The organism is Acinetobacter sp. XS-4 (assembly GCF_023920705.1).
In the GTDB taxonomy this organism is placed as follows: domain Bacteria; phylum Pseudomonadota; class Gammaproteobacteria; order Pseudomonadales; family Moraxellaceae; genus Acinetobacter.
This window is the reverse complement of sequence record NZ_CP094657.1, coordinates 2,435,672-2,451,306: the sequence shown is the minus strand read 5'-3', so window position 1 is coordinate 2,451,306 and position 15,635 is coordinate 2,435,672. Positions and strand designations below refer to the sequence as shown.

Sequence of the window (15,635 nt, the reverse complement as noted above, 5' to 3'; positions counted from 1 at the left end):
CACTACTGTCATTAGATAAAGTTTTAAAAAGAGGAGGCATTAATAAAAATGGAGAAATCAATGCCATCGAATGCACCAAAAAAAGCCGTAGAAATGAGCAATGATGAAATTGATGACCATATATATAACGCTATCGTAGATGCTATTTTAAATCGACAACTTGCTCCTGGTGCACGTTTAGTTGAAGCACCTTTATGTGAAGCATTTGGTGTAACGCGAGGAGTGTTAAGACGTGTCTTCGTCAAACTTGCACATGATAAGGTCATCGAAATTCAGCCCAATCGTGGAGCACTCATCGCAAAACATAGTGCTCATGAAACAAAAGAGGTCTTTGAAGCACGCAGTATGCTTGAAATCGCCACTGTAAAAAAGCTAGCTCAAAAGTCACATAGCCTAGATTTTGGTGAGCTTCAAAGCTTAGTAGATCAAGAGTCTCATGAGCGTTTAGCTGGAAATTGGGCCTCATGGATTAAGCTATCAGGTCAATTTCATTTAAAGCTGATTGAAGCAAATCAAAATACGATTATGACCAGTTATTTGCAGACGCTTATTGCAAGGACTTCGTTATTGATTGGGTTATATGAAATTCCCAAACATAATAATTGTTCGGCAGATGAACATCGTGCAATTTTAAATGCTATTGAGCAAGGCGATGAAAAGCGAGCAACTCAATTGATGGAAGAGCATTTAGAACACTACGCGACGACATTTATTGAACAAGATAGCACAGCAACAGCAGAGCAAAATTTATTAAACTTATTTAAAAATAAGAAAATTGAAGCTATTTAAACTAACTAAAAATCATGGGCCGATTCTTATTGAAAAGGCCCAGATTGGTTATTTTAGGGGAACGATTTGATGTGTTAAAAAATCGATAAATAGTTTTACTTTCTTCGATAAAATTTTACGTTTTGGCCATGTCACATATAAGTGAAGAGACTGACTGGTGTAGTCCTCCAAGCATTTCTGCAATTTACCTTCTTTGTAGTAAGGCTCTGCAATAAACTCTGGAAGAAAGACAATACCGTGATTTTTTAGGCACATATCTAATAATAATTCTCCATTATTACAGGTCATTACAGGGAAACAATTGAAAGATACTTCTTTCTGATCTTTTTGAAAAATCAACTTTTTATGTCGGCTATCTTGATAGTAAATCAGAAACTTATGATCTTTTAGCTCTTCTAAAGAGGCAGGCAATCCATGTTGATTAAAATACTCAGGTGTTGCATATAAATATCGTTGGTAGGTATTTAAGATTTTACTATTTGCTAAATTTGGAGGTGAGCCATCTAAACGAATTGTTAAATCAAATTTATTATTATTCATGTCTAGTAGCTGATCCGTCATGAATAAATCGATTTTAATGCTAGGATATTTCTCAATAAAATCTGAAATGATATTTTGAAGAAAAATATTGCTAAAAGACATTGGCGTATTGAGCTTGAGTTCGCCTTCAGGATACTGCTGATTGTAGCTAATTTCATAAGCAGCCCATTCGAACTCACTTAAAATGACTTTACTATGCTGATAGAACTTTTCCCCACAAGAGGTAAGGTTCATCTGTCTTGTTGTTCTGTTTAAAAGTGTAGTTTTTAGGTCATTTTCTAAGTAGCAAACTCGTTTGGCAACCAAGTCCCGAGAGATATCGAGAGCTCTGGCGGCACTACTAAAATTCCCATGTTCTACGACACTTACAAAAGTGGAAATACAGTCTAATCGATCCATGGATAAGCGAAATTTAAAAAATATATATCAATGATTAAACTATAAAAATTAAAAAGCAATCATTGTTTTTATTGTATTCGTAAAGGATACAGATTCGTGCTGATTTAGTGTCTATGCTTTTACATTTTTATCTGTTTTGATAATGGCCAGTAAGCAATTTCAATGCATTACTCATAAGGAATTTACCCATGAATAAATCACTTTTAGAACAACTATCACCAACGAATTGTCAGGTTATTTTTATTGATCATCAGCCACAAATGGCTTTTGGGGTTCAGTCAATAGATCGCCAAGTATTAAAAAATAATACTGTAGGGTTAGCAAAAGCAGCTAAAACATTCAATATTCCTGTCACCATTACTACGGTTGAAACAGAAAGCTTCTCTGGACATACCTACCCAGAACTTTTAGATGTATTTCCAGATGCTCCATTACTAGAGCGTACTTCAATGAATTCATGGGATGACCAAAAAGTACGTGATTCGCTTGCAAAAAATAATCGTAAAAAAGTGATTGTTTCAGGTTTGTGGACTGAAGTGTGTAATAACACCTTTGCTTTTGGTGCCATGCTTGAAGGTGATTATGAAATTTATATGGTTGCAGATGCTTCAGGCGGCACATCGAAAGAAGCGCACGATTATTCTATGCAGCGTATGATTCAAGCAGGTGTTATTCCGGTAACTTGGCAACAAGTGTTACTTGAATGGCAACGCGATTGGGCACACCGTGATACGTATGATGCAGTTATGGCAATTGTACGCGAGCATTCTGGTGCTTACGGTATGGGTGTGGACTATGCTTATACGATGGTACATAAGGCACCTGAGCGTACAACATCAAAACACGAAGTACTTGCGCCAGTTCCTGCAAAATAAAATAGTACTGATTTAGGTAAAGGCATGTCTAGTATTCAATATTTAAGTGATATTAATACAGATATGCCTTTATTTTTTAGAACGATAATTCACAAGAATGGAGTTCAGAATGACCGAAATAAACCTCATACTCATAAACGGTAAAATCACCACCCTAGATCCTAAAAATCCAGAAGTACAAGCAATTGCGATTGCAGATGGTAAAGTCGTACGCACCGGCTCAAATGATGAAATCATGAAGCTGGCAGCAGCAACCAGCAAAGTTGTAGACTTAAATGGTCGTCGCGTTATACCGGGTCTAAATGACAGTCATCTGCATATTATTCGTGGTGGCCTAAATTACAATATGGAGCTGCGCTGGGAAGGTGTGCCATCCGTTGCTGATGCACTGCGCTTACTTAAAGAGCAAGCAGATAATACGCCAGCTCCACAATGGGTCCGTGTCGTGGGTGGTTGGACTGAGTTCCAGTTTGCAGAAAAGCGCTTACCGACTTTGGAAGAAATTAATAAAGCTGCACCAGATACTCCTGTATTCGTTTTACATTTATACGCCAGTGCCTTGTTGAACCGAGCTGCACTTGATGTATTAGGCTTTAATAAAGACACGCCAGACCCACCTGGTGGTAAGATCGTACGAGATGAAAAGGGTGAACCAACTGGTTTGTTGCTCGCAACTCCATCCGCTATGATTTTATATTCGACCTTAGGTAAAGCACCGAAATTGCCAGTTGAAGATCAAGTCAATTCAACTCGTCACTTCATGCGTGAATTGAACCGATTAGGCATTACTTCTGCAATTGATGCAGGTGGCGGCGGGCAAAACTATCCTGAAGATTATGATGTAATTAAGCAATTACATGATCAAAATCAAATGACAGTTCGAATTGCTTATAATCTATTTGCTCAAAAGGCAGGCCAAGAGCTTGATGATTATCGCCGCTGGACAGAAATGACATTTCCGGGCGATGGTGATGCATTATTTAGAATGAATGGAGCAGGTGAGAACCTGACTTGGTCAGCGGGTGACTTCGAAGATTTCTATGAGCCACGTCCAGATTTACCAGAAAAAATGGAAGGTGAACTTGAAGCCATTGTAGAACATTTGGCTGAAAAGAAATGGCCATTCCGTATTCATGCAACTTATGATGAAAGTATTAATCGTTTGCTCAATGTATTTGAGAAAGTAAATGCCAAACAGCCATTTGCGACCCGATTTATTATTGACCATGCTGAAACGGTATCTGAGCGTAATATTGAGCGTATTGGTGCATTGGGTGGTGGTATTGCCATTCAACACCGTATGGCATATCAAGGCGAAATTTTCGTAAAACGCTATGGTGCTGAAGCTGCTCAGGCAACGCCACCTGTTAAGAAAATGTTAGAACTTGGTGTTCCTGTAGGTGCGGGGACAGATGCGACTCGTGTTGCATCCTATAACCCTTGGGTGTGTTTGTACTGGCTAAGTACTGGTAAAACAGTTGGTGGTTTACCTTTGTATGATGAAAAGAATCTGTTAGATCGTCAAACTGCACTCAATCTCTGGACCAAGGGTTCTGCATGGTTTTCAGGTGAAAAAGATGTCAAAGGTTCATTAACAGCAGGGGAACTTGCCGACTTGGTTGTACTGTCTGATGACTACTTCAAAGTGGAAGCAGAAGATATCCAGTGGATTGAGTCTGTACTCACTGTTTTAGGTGGAAAAGTGGTATATGCAGGGGCAGAATTCAAGCAAGACGACCCGCCGTTACCACCAGCATCTCCAACATGGTCGCCAGTAAAACGCTTTGGTGGTCAGTGGCGTTTATCTGAAAATTGTAATGCACCTTCTAATCAGTCATTACAGTCGCAAAGTGCTTTGTGTGAATGTGCCAGCAGTTGTGGCATGCATGGACATAGCCACTCATGGATGCTTGATGTGCCTGTAAATGATAAAGATAAAAAATCTTTCTGGGGTGCACTCGGGTGTTCTTGTTTTGCATTTTAAATAAAACAGTGTGAGAACCTGCCTTACTAAATGGCTTGATTCTCTAAGGTATGTACGATGAAAATGTACTTGTTATCTTTGGCTGTAGGATTGCTTGTTGGTGTCTTATATTATGTTTTAAATGTTAAGTCACCAGCTCCACCTCTTGTTGCATTAGTCGGGTTATTAGGCATGGTAATAGGAGAGCAAATTCTTCCTTTTATTAAGTCCTATTTTTAACCAGTTTCACTCAAAAAAAGCTAAATGGTATTGTGCCATTTAGCTTTTTTTATTTATTAATGTCTTCAATTATTTTATACGACGGCCTTGTTCATCAATAATCACTTCACCATCTTCTTTTGCAAAATAGCCTAAGTTTTCTGAATCTAAAATATCTAAAACAATTTCAGAAGGGCGGCAAAGCCGTGCACCTTTTGGTGTAACCACGAATGGGCGATTAATTAAAATTGGGTATTGCAGCATAAAATCAATTAACTGCTCGTCTGTCCAGTTGTCTTTTTCTAACTCTAAATCTTTATATGAATCAACATTTTTACGAATGGTTTCACGTACAGTTAAATTTGAATCTTTAATGATTTGGATCAGCTCATCTTTACTTGGTGGTGTTTGTAAATATTCAATAACGAGAGGTTCAAACCCAGCATGACGAATGAGTGCCAAGGTATTGCGTGATGTGCCGCAAGCAGGATTATGGTAGATCTTCACTAGTTCAGTCATGGTAAATTTATTATCAAATTAAGATATTGCATTTATATATGGATATCCGTATATTTGCAATAACGAATATATTCTGTTGAAGATATGATCAACCAAGTCGATTTTTTTAAATGTCTATCTGACCAAACTCGGTTAAACATTCTTAAATTAGTTCTAAATAAACAAAATATTTGTGTTTGTGAGCTAACAGAACAGCTTGAGTTGAGCCAACCGAAAATCTCTAGGCACTTAGCCTTATTAAGAACTCATGGCGTATTGCTGGATGAAAGAAAAGGACAGTGGGTCTATTACAGCTTAAATCCTGATTTGCCTTTATGGGCTTTAGATATTTTAAAGGTGATAGAAAATGATGAGAGTAATACAAAAGTAAAGCAACAAGATCAGCCTTTCATCACTACAACTTGCTGTGATTAATCTTCCTAGATTTCTGTCTTAAAAATTCGGATTTTCTTAGCATAAATACATGAGTCATTTGTGTGTATTGAGCAAAATTAATCAATTATTTCTTCGAGTAGAACATGACCAAACAAGGGCTTTCCTTTTTAGATCGAAACCTGACGCTATGGATTTTTATAGCAATGGCTTTAGGTTTATCCATTGGAGTTTTCTTTCCTCAGGCATCTGTATCTTTAAATGAATTAAGTGTAGATAATGTGAATATTCCAATTGCGATTGGTTTAATTCTAATGATGTATCCACCTTTAGCAAAGGTTGATTACGCTGCGCTACCAGAAGTATTTAAAGATAAGAAAACCTTAACTTTATCGTTGGTGCAAAACTGGGTTATTGCTCCAGTTTTAATGTTTATTCTTGCGATTGTTTTTTTGCATAACTATCCGGAATATATGACGGGCCTTATTTTAATTGGCTTAGCACGTTGTATTGCAATGGTATTGGTCTGGAATGGTCTTGCTTGTGGCGATAATCAATATGTTGCAGCGTTGGTTGCCTTTAACAGTATTTTCCAAATCTTATTTTTCAGTACTTATGCTTGGGTTTTCTTGACCTTTTTGCCGCCATTTTTTGGTGTGGCAGGGCAGGTTATTAATGTTGATTTTTGGACCATCACACATGCTGTTTTGGTGTATTTAGGTATTCCATTTTTAATGGGATTTTTAACTCGTTTGGTTTTAGTTAAATCAAAAGGGTTAGCTTGGTATCAAACTAAATTTTTACCAAAGATCAGTCCAATCAGTCTGATTGCTTTGCTATTCACGATTGTTGCTATGTTTAGCCTAAAAGGTGGCGATGTGGTGAGCTTACCGTTAGATGTATTACGTATTGCGATTCCACTTACGATTTACTTTGTGGTGATGTTCTTTATCAGTTTTTTTATGAGTAAACGGCTGGGGAATAACTATCCTCAAACAGCGGCAATTTCATTTACCGCGGCAGGTAATAACTTTGAGTTGGCTTTAGCTGTTGCGATTGCAACTTTTGGTTTAGCATCACCTGTGGCATTTACTACAGTAATAGGACCATTAGTTGAAGTACCTGTGCTGATTTCATTGGTTTCGGTTTCGCTTTGGTTAAAGAAAAAGTATTACGCTTAAGAAATATAACAAAATTTATTTGATCAAGATTTTATTAAAGTGCCTTTAGACAGGCACTTTTTATACTCAAGTCATTGTGGGTAATAGTTTTTGTAGTAGTTCAATGAAGTTTGAAACTTTAGCCGAGTTTTCATTTTCACGTGTAATCAAGTAAATAGGAGCATTCAGTTTTATAGAATCATCAAACTCGCGATATACAATTTCATGGTCCCAAAAATTATGCATTGAGGCTGGCACAATTGTTATACCAATTCCAGCAGCAACTAAATTTAAGGTTGCGGTAGGTCGAGGTGCTTCCTGAACAATGCGCGGACTAAAACCTGCCTGATAGCAGCTATATAGAATATTGTCATATAAACCTTGTCCTGAAGAACGACGGTATAAAACAAAATTTTCATCAGACAAGTCACTTAAACTAATTTTCTCTTTTTGTGTAAGTGGATGGCCTATAGGCAATGCCACTACCATTGACTCATCTAATATATGAAGATGCTTTAATCCAATATCACGACTAATTGGTGCTCGTAAAAAAGCAATATCAAGTTTTTCCGAAATTAACCAATCCAGCTGCTTTTGACTGCCTGCTTCCTCAAGTTTTGTTTGTACCGCAGGATATATTTCCCGATATGAACGCAATACTAATGAAATGAGCGGATGCAAGCCTGCGGAACTTGTAAAGCCAATATTGAGTTGTCCAGTTTTACCTTGGCTAACGTCTTGGACTAATTTTGGAATATGTCTGGCATGCTCTAATAAAATTTGTGCTTCTTTAAATAAGGCTAAACCTGCCTCAGTCGGTTCAATTCCACGAGGCTGGCGAATAAGTAATTGGGCACCGAGCTCTTCTTCAAGTTTTTTGAGTAAACGCGTTAATGGCGGCTGTTGAATAAATAATCGATTTGCCGCATGAGTAATGTTTCTTTCCTCAACTACTACCACAAAGGCATGAAGCTTATGTAAATCTAGCATAGGAATACCTTTAGGGTATGGTTATTGAAAATAAAAGCATTTGTAGATATATCATAAAAGTAGCATTCTATGCTGGTCAGATAAAGTGAAAAGTAACGAAAATGAACCATGTTGAGATTGCCGTGCAGAATGAGAGCGTACCAACTTGCACAGAGTTATTTTTAGGTTTTTTAACATTAGGTTTAATTGGATTTGGTGGTGTGTTGCCTTTGGCTCGTAAAGTCGTTGTAGAGCAAAGGCAGTGGCTAAGCCCTGAAAAATTCACTGAGTTACTTGGTCTGTGTCAATTCTTACCAGGCGGCAATATTATTAACTTATCTGTTGCGATTGGTATGGAGTTCCGCGGTGTCCGTGGAGCAGTTAGTTCACTGATTGGCTTGATCTTTGCGCCTACGGTAATTGTTGTACTTTTACATTATGTCTATGAGCAGTTCCAAGACAACCTTATGGTTAAGCATCTTTTCGAAGGGCTGGCAGCAGCAGCAGCGGGACTTCTGGTTGCAACTGGCTTAAAAATGTTGAAACCATTATTACGGAATCCAATAGCGATGTGTGTTGTCTTGGCGGCAATTATCAGTATTGCTTTTCTAAAAATCTCCTTGCTTTTGACCATGCTGATTTTGTTGGCAATTTATTCAACTATTATTTGGAGACGTGTGTAATGGGTGCAATTCTACTTACTTTAGCCATCATTTTTACTCAATTGTCTCTTATTGCATTTGGTGGCGGAAATACAATTTTGCCTGAAATGCAACGTCAAGTGGTTGATATTCACCATTGGATGACGGCACAAGAATTTAGTGCATTATTTGCCATGGCTCAAGCCGCGCCTGGTCCAAACATGATGATTGTACCGTTGGTAGGATGGCATGTAGCAGGGTTGTCAGGTCTATTGGTAACGTCTACTGCTAAATTTTTACCTTCATCAATTATTACTGTGTTTGTAATGAGAGGCTGGTCAAAATTTAAAGATAAGAAATGGCGCCGTGTTTTACAGCTTGCTTTACAACCTGTCACAGTTGGAACGGTACTTGCCAGTGCGTGGATCATTTCTGAGGCGGCAGCAATAAATACTTTACTTGTCATTATGGTAGTCATTGCAACTTTATTATCTTTAATTAAAAAGGTTCATCCCTTGCATGTCTTAATTGCTGGGGCGGTATTTGGTGTTGTCTTACTCTAGTTTAAGCAGTTTGCCAACCTGCGCTGGATGAGTTCAGGTTGGCTTTTTTTGATTGAAGTGAATAAGAATAAAATCTAAAAAACCGATCAATTCTATAAAAACATACTGTTTCACCTATTCTATGTTTTAACGTACTATGCATCTATTGAAAGAATTTGGATGCATTGGAGTAAAAACAGATGTTAGATCAAAACATTAAAACTCAATTAAAAGCTTACTTAGAACGTTTAGAAAGTCCAATCGAATTAGTGGCTGCTTTAGATCAATCAGATAAAGCTGCTCAAATTAAAGAATTAGTGACTGAAATCGCTGAACTTTCTGACAAAGTGACTGCACGTTTTGATGGCAACAATACACGTCGTCCAAGCTTTGGTGTGGCTAAAGCAGGTGAACAACCTCGTGTGTTCTTTGCTGGCTTACCAATGGGCCATGAGTTTACATCTTTGATCTTGGCACTGTTACAGGTGTCTGGTTATGCACCTAAAGTGTCGAATGAAGTGCTCAACCAGATTAAAGGTTTAAACCTTAAAGCCAACTTTGATGTGTTTGTATCGCTAAGCTGTCATAACTGTCCGGATGTGGTACAGGCGCTTAACCTGATTGCGATTTATAACCCGAACACCACAGCAACCATGATTGATGGTTCATTCTTCCAAGACGAAGTGGAACAACGCAAAATCATGGCTGTACCGATGGTGTTCCAAGACAATGAGCACATTGGCCAAGGTCGTATGACACTTGAAGAAATTGTGGCAAAACTTGACACCAACTCAGCTGAAAAAGATGCAGCAGCACTTAATGCCAAAGATGCTTTTGATGTATTAGTGATTGGTGGTGGTCCTGCGGGTGCAACAGCAGCAATCTATGCTGCACGTAAAGGTATTAATACAGGTATCGTAGCTGAACGCTTTGGTGGTCAGGTCATGGATACCATGGACATTGAAAACTTCACGTCTGTACAAAAGACTCAAGGTCCTAAGTTTGCTGCTGAAATGGAAGCACACGTTCGTGAATACGATGTTGATATCATGAACCTGCAACGTGTCAGCAAAATCACAGGTGCAAACCAAACGATAAATGGTCTGGTTGAAGTTGAACTTGAAAACGGTGCAAAACTTGAATCGAAAACTGTGATCCTTTCAACAGGTGCACGTTGGAGAGAAATGAATGTACCGGGTGAGCAAGAATATCGTACCCGTGGTGTCGCGTACTGCCCACACTGTGATGGTCCATTGTTCAAAGGCAAACGTGTTGCGGTGATTGGTGGTGGTAACTCAGGTGTTGAAGCTGCAATTGACCTTGCTGGGATTGTTGAGCATGTGACTTTGGTTGAGTTCGATACAAAACTTCGTGCTGACCAAGTTTTGCAAAACAAACTGCATAGCTTGCCAAACACAACTGTGATTATGAATGCGTTAAGTACAGAAGTGTTAGGCGACGGATCACAAGTGACTGGTCTTAAATATAAAGACCGTGCCACTGATGACGAGCATGTGGTAGAGCTTGCAGGGATCTTTGTACAGATTGGTTTATTGCCAAACACTGACTTCTTAAAAGACAGTGAAGTTGAGTTAACCAACCGTGGTGAGATCATTGTCAATGACCGCAATGAAACCAATGTCAAAGGTGTATTTGCTGCGGGTGACTGTACAACTGTACCTTACAAGCAAATCATTATTGCTACAGGTGAAGGCGCCAAAGCATCACTCTCTGCGTTTGATTACATCATCCGTTCTGGGCAATAAAACTTAATTTCAAAACAAAAGAGCCAAAGGATAACCTTTGGCTCTTTTTTATTTTTATGGTTTATATAAACCGTGTTCGACTAAATGCTCTCGTAAAATACGACGTAGCTCTAGTACCGCTTGAGGTGTTAACTGAATAGAGTGTCCACCTGGAAGAACTTTCTCAGATTTTGCACCTTCTAAGTGGGCGCTCTTATAGGGAACGATACCATCGGTAATCACATTTGGGTCATCACTCTTGGTAATGTTACCCATAATAGAGTGGAAGACTAACCCTTGGTGCGGATTAATATTTTCTGTAAGTTCCATAAATTTAGATTGATGACTCAAATCACTTGGACCATTTTGAATCAAACCATTATCAATATTACTCAAGAAATCTTTAACATCTAAATTTTCAGTGGTAAGTGAAGTCGCTACAGCTGACAAAAATGCGCCGGGTAAACGAATAATTTTACGTGCGGCTAACGTAAACCATCGATCTGCATAATCTGTACCTCGATGAGGAGAAGCCAAGAAAATTGCACGATCAAAGTTATTGATTGAATGCATTTGCAATCGTTCAGTAACCATTGGATGTTTCTTAAAGCGGTTTTGCTGGCGAATTGTCATCAATTCTAAAGCCGGTTTGGTAATATCACCATCACTGACCAGTAATCGACTAATAATACCTCCCATACTATGTCCAACAAGAACAGCATCATGTGCAGCAGGGTCACTAGGGTTTAAAGAACTAAAAGCTTGCTTAAGAAGGGCGTAAGTTTGGAAACGGCTTTCTAGAATCGGCATATTGGTTGAATAGAAAATTTGCCAAACTTGATAGTTATCTCTTAAAACAGTATCACCCATAACATCATTGGTCAAAGCAATCCATGCTTCAGGACTACTCGCTAGCCCATGAACTAACACAATAATTTTCTTATTTGGATTGTATGGCTCAAGCATGTAGAGATGTGGCATGGTTAAGTGCTGATCACGATCAATCAGACTTAAATAAGCTGCTACACCTAAATTATTTTCGGCTAACCATAAACCGTAAGGAGCAGAGAAGTTTGCTGCTAGAGGATATTGTTTTCCAGCGACACTAATATTATCAGTTCGGTATGGGTCGTAAACCCGAATCACGAATTCAGGGTTATTAATAATTTCTTCAACAGTGGTCGCATGTTTTGGTTCAGCGACAATAGTTGCAGCCAAATAACGTGCATGGTGAATATTCGGGTTAATACCATTTTTATAATTGTATTTAAGCGGGTCTAAAATATATTCATTAATATCATCTTTTCCTGAACTAGGAAAAACCGCTACAAATTCAGAGCCAAAACCGTCACGACGGTTAATGGTTCTTAACCCTGAAAAATTTAAGTTATAGCTTGAAATTAATTTTTCTAACTTTTGACCAGCAAGTTGCTGGTGAAATTCGAAATCAATCGAATAGATACTTTTACCAATATGTATTTGAGGCTCTACGACATCTTTTTTGGGATGGCGTAAATCATAAACACTCACCATTTTTGCTATGGCTTGATTATAGAAGTCACGAATCTGAACTTGTCTATTATCAAAAATACGGTCAGTAGGCTGACGCTTCGTTGAAAATAGATAGGCGTAACTATAACGAATACTTTTATCTAGTAAATTTAATTGCTGGTCTAGACAATCATCATATTTACTTTGAATATTGGTTTGTTCTTCTTCAGACTTATGTTTAGTAAATCTACTAATCCTACAATCTGAAGAATCTGACAAAGCCATTGCTTTTGCCAGATACATTTCACTTGCAGCTGATAAGAACTGCTCATCTAAAATTTGAGGTAATTTTTTGAGTTGATTTATACAGTTATCAGGGGTGTCAGTACAAACTTTAGCTTCCTGACCAGACATTGATAAAACATTCAGACTTGCTTCGCTGAGTTTATCTTGCGTAAGAATACTATTACGTTCATTTGCAATAGTCACATTCAAAGCTTGCTGTTTAACATTAACGACCTGACAACCACTCAGAATTGAACCGAGTAGCATGACCGTCAATAGTGTTTTGCTTCTTTTTATTGAAAACATTATGGTCAAAATATAGTGGCTCAATGGTAGGTAGATCATACAAATTTTAAAATATTTTTCAAATGATCAAATAAAAAAAAGGGCTGTCAAAACAGCCCTTTTTTATCTTATTAAACTTATTTTTTAGATGTTGCCGTAGAGTTCGATGGAGACATTGCAGGGTTAGTTAAAACTTGCCATACATTCCAACGACCTTGTTTTTCAATTTCTTGAATTAAACGATCAGCAATTTCCGATTCATCTGGATATTTAACTTTATAATTTTTAAGCGTCTGAATCGCGTTTTTCTTTTGTTCCATTGCAATGTAGTTATTTGCAGAAGCTAGATACGCTTCTTGAACATTACCTTTAATTGCTTTATCTAAGTAAGGAATGGCTTCACGTTGGCCACCACCTTCAGATAAACCGAAACCAAACCAGAAGTTTGCTTCTGCATCATCTGGGCTAATTTTTAAAAGTCTTTGAGCATATTCTAAAGATCTAGTGGTGTGAACTGTACCTAAATCAAGGTTACGTGCAAGAACACTTGCTTTAAAAGCGCGAAGCAAAATATCAAATGATGCATTTGGATTTGCAGCAAGTGTATCAAGTTGCTGTGTTACTTCTTTAAGTTTACTTTCGAAGCCTTTACGTTCTTGGCGGTCAGTAAAGCGAGGTGGGTAGTGACGAGCTTTGCCTTCCACTAACTGTAAGAAGTCATCAATACTTGTTACATCAATTTCATTCTCGCCAGCTAGAACTGCGTATTTCATTGAACGCTTTGAATTATTTACAGTCGGAACAATCAGTTTGTTGGTGTCGAGAGTAAGCTGTTTGGTTGGATCATCTTGACGATTAACCACCATTTTGGTTACCGGCTGTGCAGCAGCATCTTTTAACGCAACCTCAAATGCTGGCGGTTGATCATAGTTAAAAGGATTTAGTGCATAAAAAGGAGGAGTAAGCTCTGGTTCCTTGAAAACAAAAGGCTCAATTTTTTGTTGTTTTACAGGTGCCATTGTACAAGCTGTTAAACTTGAGGTCGCAAGGATGATATATGCCAAAGGCTTAAAATTCATAGGATCTTCCGTTCATTTTAGTAAAGTCAGATTTGGTAGTGGTAAGTCTAGGAAAAGCTAAACCGACATGCAAGGGTAAGCGTGTTACATTATGAATCAAGAGTATTACGTTTTTGATATCTTGTTTTGTGCACCACATTCACGACGCACTTCTTCAAGAATTTTTAGCTCTTCATCACTAAAAGGTTGTTCATCTTGGCTTTCTTTTTTGAAACTAGGGTCTAGTTCTGATAAACGCTGACATAAATTATTCATACGTGTTTCATTGTGCTGAATACGATCAAGCAAAACGCGCATACCTTCTAAAATAGGGTCTGACTGATCAGCAGTTGTCGCATATGGAGCAAAACCAATACTTTGTGCATAATCGCGGCGACGTTCTTCATCTTTATCTTTAGTTTTGTCGGCATCTTTATAGATATAGCGAGCAGGGTTTCCTACAGCAGTTACTCCAGCAGGAACAGCTTTAGTCACCACAGCATTTGAACCGACTTTGGCACCTTTACCTACAGTAAATGGACCCAAAATTTTCGCACCCGCACCAACGACCACACCATCTTCTAAAGTTGGGTGACGTTTACCAGTTTTCCATGTGGTACCACCTAAGGTAACACCATGATAAAGCGTAACATCATCACCAATTTCAGCAGTTTCACCAATCACAACACCCATGCCATGATCAATAAAAAAACGCTTACCGATTTTAGCGCCAGGATGAATTTCAATTCCTGTAGCAAAACGGCTAAATGAAGAAAGTAGGCGAGCTGTACCTTTACAATCTTTTTGCCATAATTCATGTGCAACACGATGCATTATAATTGCATGAATACCTGGGTAAGTTGTCAGAACTTCAAGTGTATTGCGGGCAGCAGGATCTCGCGCAAATACAGCTTTTATATCTTCTTTAAGCTGCTTAAGCATTGGGTTGATCCTCCTTGTCAGATAATGCTTTTTTCCATTTACCATTTGTTAAAGCTTGCACGCGACTAAAAATACCGCGAAGTAAATGATATTCCATACGATCTAATTGTATACGACCAAATAAACGACGCAAGCGTAAAGGTAATAAACGTGGATTTTCTGGATCTAAAAATTCAATTTCAGTCAGCATTTTCTCTAGATGAGGATAAAACTCTTCCATTTGTTGCTGAGTCACCAAAGGTTCATCCCATTGCATGCTTTGACCTTGCACTAATGGCATTTCATCTACATTCTGATCAACTTGCTCTTGTTCCAGAGCAGACATTCGAATTTCGTAGCATACAACCTGAATCGCTTGCGCAACATTTAATACGCCATAGTCAGGATTTACAGGAATTGTTAGATGGTAGTTTGCTAGTGCTAATTCTTCGTTAGTTAAACCACGGTCTTCACGGCCAAAAACAATAGCAATTTGTTGTCCCTGAGCGGTTGCCTTAATAGCTTCTTTAGCCGCAGGTCGCACATCAAGTAAAGGCCAAGGAATGGTGCGACTACGTGCACTTGTTCCAAATACTAAATGACAATCTTTAATCGCATCTTCTAAGGTGTCTACAATCTCAAGATGTTCAAATAAATCTTGAGCACCCGCAGCAAGTGCTTGTATATCTGGATGAGGATATGTTTTTGGTGCTACGAGAACTAATTTAATTAGTCCCATTGTTTTCATGGCACGTAAAGCACTGCCAATATTGGCAGGCAAAGTCGTATTTACCATGACAATACGCACTTGTGCTAATTGCTTTGACACGGTGGTGTGGTCAAACGAACTCATAACATTTCC

The 15,635-nt window shown here is 38.3% G+C and carries 16 protein-coding genes; 9 read left to right on the top strand and 7 right to left on the bottom strand.

From position 1 onward, the window contains the following. Window positions 1–48: 48 nt before the first annotated feature. Complete coding sequence (locus MMY79_RS11440) at window positions 49–789, top strand: GntR family transcriptional regulator (protein ID WP_252608554.1); 741 nt, start codon at window positions 49–51, stop codon at window positions 787–789. A gap of 48 nt (window positions 790–837) precedes the next feature. Here the strand turns inward: MMY79_RS11440 and MMY79_RS11435 are convergent, their stop codons facing one another. Beyond that, a complete protein-coding gene (locus tag MMY79_RS11435) occupies window positions 838–1,728 on the bottom strand; it encodes a LysR family transcriptional regulator (protein ID WP_252608553.1) in 891 nt (296 codons plus the stop codon). A 188-nt stretch (window positions 1,729–1,916) separates the two neighbouring features. On the opposite strand from MMY79_RS11435, the gene MMY79_RS11430 reads away from it, so the two are divergent. The 3 genes from MMY79_RS11430 (at window position 1,917) to MMY79_RS11420 (ending at window position 4,806) form a co-directional block, all read left to right on the top strand. Beyond that, entirely contained in the window at window positions 1,917–2,603 is a 687-nt protein-coding gene (locus tag MMY79_RS11430) for a hydrolase (protein ID WP_019458906.1), read from the top strand. 109 nt (window positions 2,604–2,712) lie between these two features. Beyond that, complete coding sequence (locus MMY79_RS11425) at window positions 2,713–4,587, top strand: amidohydrolase (protein WP_252608552.1); 1,875 nt, start codon at window positions 2,713–2,715, stop codon at window positions 4,585–4,587. Window positions 4,588–4,644: 57 nt separating this feature from the next. Next, window positions 4,645–4,806 carry a DUF1427 family protein gene (locus MMY79_RS11420; RefSeq protein ID WP_252608551.1) on the top strand — a complete coding sequence of 54 codons (162 nt, stop codon included), beginning with the start codon at window positions 4,645–4,647 and terminating at the stop codon, window positions 4,804–4,806. 69 nt (window positions 4,807–4,875) lie between these two features. On the opposite strand, the gene arsC is transcribed toward MMY79_RS11420, so the two are convergent. Next, the gene (gene arsC / locus MMY79_RS11415) at window positions 4,876–5,304 is read right to left on the bottom strand and encodes an arsenate reductase (glutaredoxin) (protein WP_252608549.1); all 429 of its coding nucleotides are present in this window, start codon (window positions 5,302–5,304) and stop codon (window positions 4,876–4,878) included. A gap of 84 nt (window positions 5,305–5,388) precedes the next feature. Here arsC and MMY79_RS11410 point away from each other — a divergent pair, with 84 nt between their 5' ends. Together MMY79_RS11410 and arsB are read left to right on the top strand one after the other, a co-directional pair. After that, a complete protein-coding gene (locus MMY79_RS11410) occupies window positions 5,389–5,718 on the top strand; it encodes a metalloregulator ArsR/SmtB family transcription factor (RefSeq protein ID WP_252608547.1) in 330 nt (109 codons plus the stop codon). A 104-nt stretch (window positions 5,719–5,822) separates the two neighbouring features. Beyond that, window positions 5,823–6,857 carry an ACR3 family arsenite efflux transporter gene (gene arsB / locus MMY79_RS11405; protein WP_252608545.1) on the top strand — a complete coding sequence of 345 codons (1,035 nt, stop codon included), beginning with the start codon at window positions 5,823–5,825 and terminating at the stop codon, window positions 6,855–6,857. Window positions 6,858–6,923: 66 nt separating this feature from the next. Here arsB and MMY79_RS11400 read toward each other — a convergent pair whose 3' ends face one another. Then, a complete protein-coding gene (locus tag MMY79_RS11400) occupies window positions 6,924–7,826 on the bottom strand; it encodes a LysR family transcriptional regulator (protein ID WP_252608543.1) in 903 nt (300 codons plus the stop codon). 101 nt (window positions 7,827–7,927) lie between these two features. Here MMY79_RS11400 and MMY79_RS11395 point away from each other — a divergent pair, with 101 nt between their 5' ends. The 3 genes from MMY79_RS11395 (at window position 7,928) to ahpF (ending at window position 10,754) form a co-directional block, all read left to right on the top strand. Further along, entirely contained in the window at window positions 7,928–8,488 is a 561-nt protein-coding gene (locus tag MMY79_RS11395) for a chromate transporter (protein WP_252608541.1), read from the top strand. Further along, window positions 8,488–9,009 (top strand): chromate transporter, encoded by a 522-nt coding sequence (locus tag MMY79_RS11390; protein ID WP_252608537.1) that lies wholly within the window; start codon window positions 8,488–8,490, stop codon window positions 9,007–9,009. Before MMY79_RS11395 ends, MMY79_RS11390 begins: the two co-directional genes overlap by 1 nt. Window positions 9,010–9,188: 179 nt before the next feature. After that, a complete protein-coding gene (gene ahpF, locus MMY79_RS11385; protein WP_252608534.1) occupies window positions 9,189–10,754 on the top strand; it encodes an alkyl hydroperoxide reductase subunit F in 1,566 nt (521 codons plus the stop codon). 54 nt (window positions 10,755–10,808) lie between these two features. On the opposite strand, the gene MMY79_RS11380 is transcribed toward ahpF, so the two are convergent. The 4 genes from MMY79_RS11380 to MMY79_RS11365 all read right to left on the bottom strand — a co-directional run bounded on the left by MMY79_RS11380 (window position 10,809) and on the right by MMY79_RS11365 (window position 15,626). Continuing rightward, on the bottom strand, window positions 10,809–12,815 hold the full coding sequence (locus MMY79_RS11380) for an alpha/beta fold hydrolase (RefSeq protein ID WP_252608532.1): 2,007 nt from the start codon (window positions 12,813–12,815) through the stop codon (window positions 10,809–10,811). Between the two features lie 116 nt (window positions 12,816–12,931). Next, window positions 12,932–13,873, bottom strand: a complete 942-nt coding sequence (locus MMY79_RS11375) for an ABUW_2363 family tetratricopeptide repeat lipoprotein (protein WP_252608531.1) — start codon at window positions 13,871–13,873, stop codon at window positions 12,932–12,934. 105 nt (window positions 13,874–13,978) lie between these two features. Then, window positions 13,979–14,794, bottom strand: coding sequence for a serine O-acetyltransferase (gene cysE, locus MMY79_RS11370; protein WP_252608530.1), 816 nt, complete (start codon window positions 14,792–14,794; stop codon window positions 13,979–13,981). After that, entirely contained in the window at window positions 14,787–15,626 is an 840-nt protein-coding gene (locus MMY79_RS11365; protein WP_252608529.1) for an RNA methyltransferase, read from the bottom strand. Before MMY79_RS11365 ends, cysE begins: the two co-directional genes overlap by 8 nt. Window positions 15,627–15,635: the final 9 nt, after the last annotated feature.

Excerpts from the sequence above, each read along its gene's own strand:
- MMY79_RS11440 (WP_252608554.1), top strand. The coding sequence starts at position 49 with ATGGAGAAATCAATGCCATCGAATGCACCAAAAAAAGCCGTAGAAATG.
- MMY79_RS11435 (WP_252608553.1), bottom strand. The coding sequence starts at position 1,728 with ATGGATCGATTAGACTGTATTTCCACTTTTGTAAGTGTCGTAGAACAT.
- MMY79_RS11430 (WP_019458906.1), top strand. The coding sequence starts at position 1,917 with ATGAATAAATCACTTTTAGAACAACTATCACCAACGAATTGTCAGGTT.
- MMY79_RS11425 (WP_252608552.1), top strand. The coding sequence starts at position 2,713 with ATGACCGAAATAAACCTCATACTCATAAACGGTAAAATCACCACCCTA.
- MMY79_RS11420 (WP_252608551.1), top strand. The coding sequence starts at position 4,645 with ATGAAAATGTACTTGTTATCTTTGGCTGTAGGATTGCTTGTTGGTGTC.
- arsC (WP_252608549.1), bottom strand. The coding sequence starts at position 5,304 with ATGACTGAACTAGTGAAGATCTACCATAATCCTGCTTGCGGCACATCA.
- MMY79_RS11410 (WP_252608547.1), top strand. The coding sequence starts at position 5,389 with ATGATCAACCAAGTCGATTTTTTTAAATGTCTATCTGACCAAACTCGG.
- arsB (WP_252608545.1), top strand. The coding sequence starts at position 5,823 with ATGACCAAACAAGGGCTTTCCTTTTTAGATCGAAACCTGACGCTATGG.
- MMY79_RS11400 (WP_252608543.1), bottom strand. The coding sequence starts at position 7,826 with ATGCTAGATTTACATAAGCTTCATGCCTTTGTGGTAGTAGTTGAGGAA.
- MMY79_RS11395 (WP_252608541.1), top strand. The coding sequence starts at position 7,928 with ATGAACCATGTTGAGATTGCCGTGCAGAATGAGAGCGTACCAACTTGC.
- MMY79_RS11390 (WP_252608537.1), top strand. The coding sequence starts at position 8,488 with ATGGGTGCAATTCTACTTACTTTAGCCATCATTTTTACTCAATTGTCT.
- ahpF (WP_252608534.1), top strand. The coding sequence starts at position 9,189 with ATGTTAGATCAAAACATTAAAACTCAATTAAAAGCTTACTTAGAACGT.
- MMY79_RS11380 (WP_252608532.1), bottom strand. The coding sequence starts at position 12,815 with ATGTTTTCAATAAAAAGAAGCAAAACACTATTGACGGTCATGCTACTC.
- MMY79_RS11375 (WP_252608531.1), bottom strand. The coding sequence starts at position 13,873 with ATGAATTTTAAGCCTTTGGCATATATCATCCTTGCGACCTCAAGTTTA.
- cysE (WP_252608530.1), bottom strand. The coding sequence starts at position 14,794 with ATGCTTAAGCAGCTTAAAGAAGATATAAAAGCTGTATTTGCGCGAGAT.
- MMY79_RS11365 (WP_252608529.1), bottom strand. The coding sequence starts at position 15,626 with ATGAGTTCGTTTGACCACACCACCGTGTCAAAGCAATTAGCACAAGTG.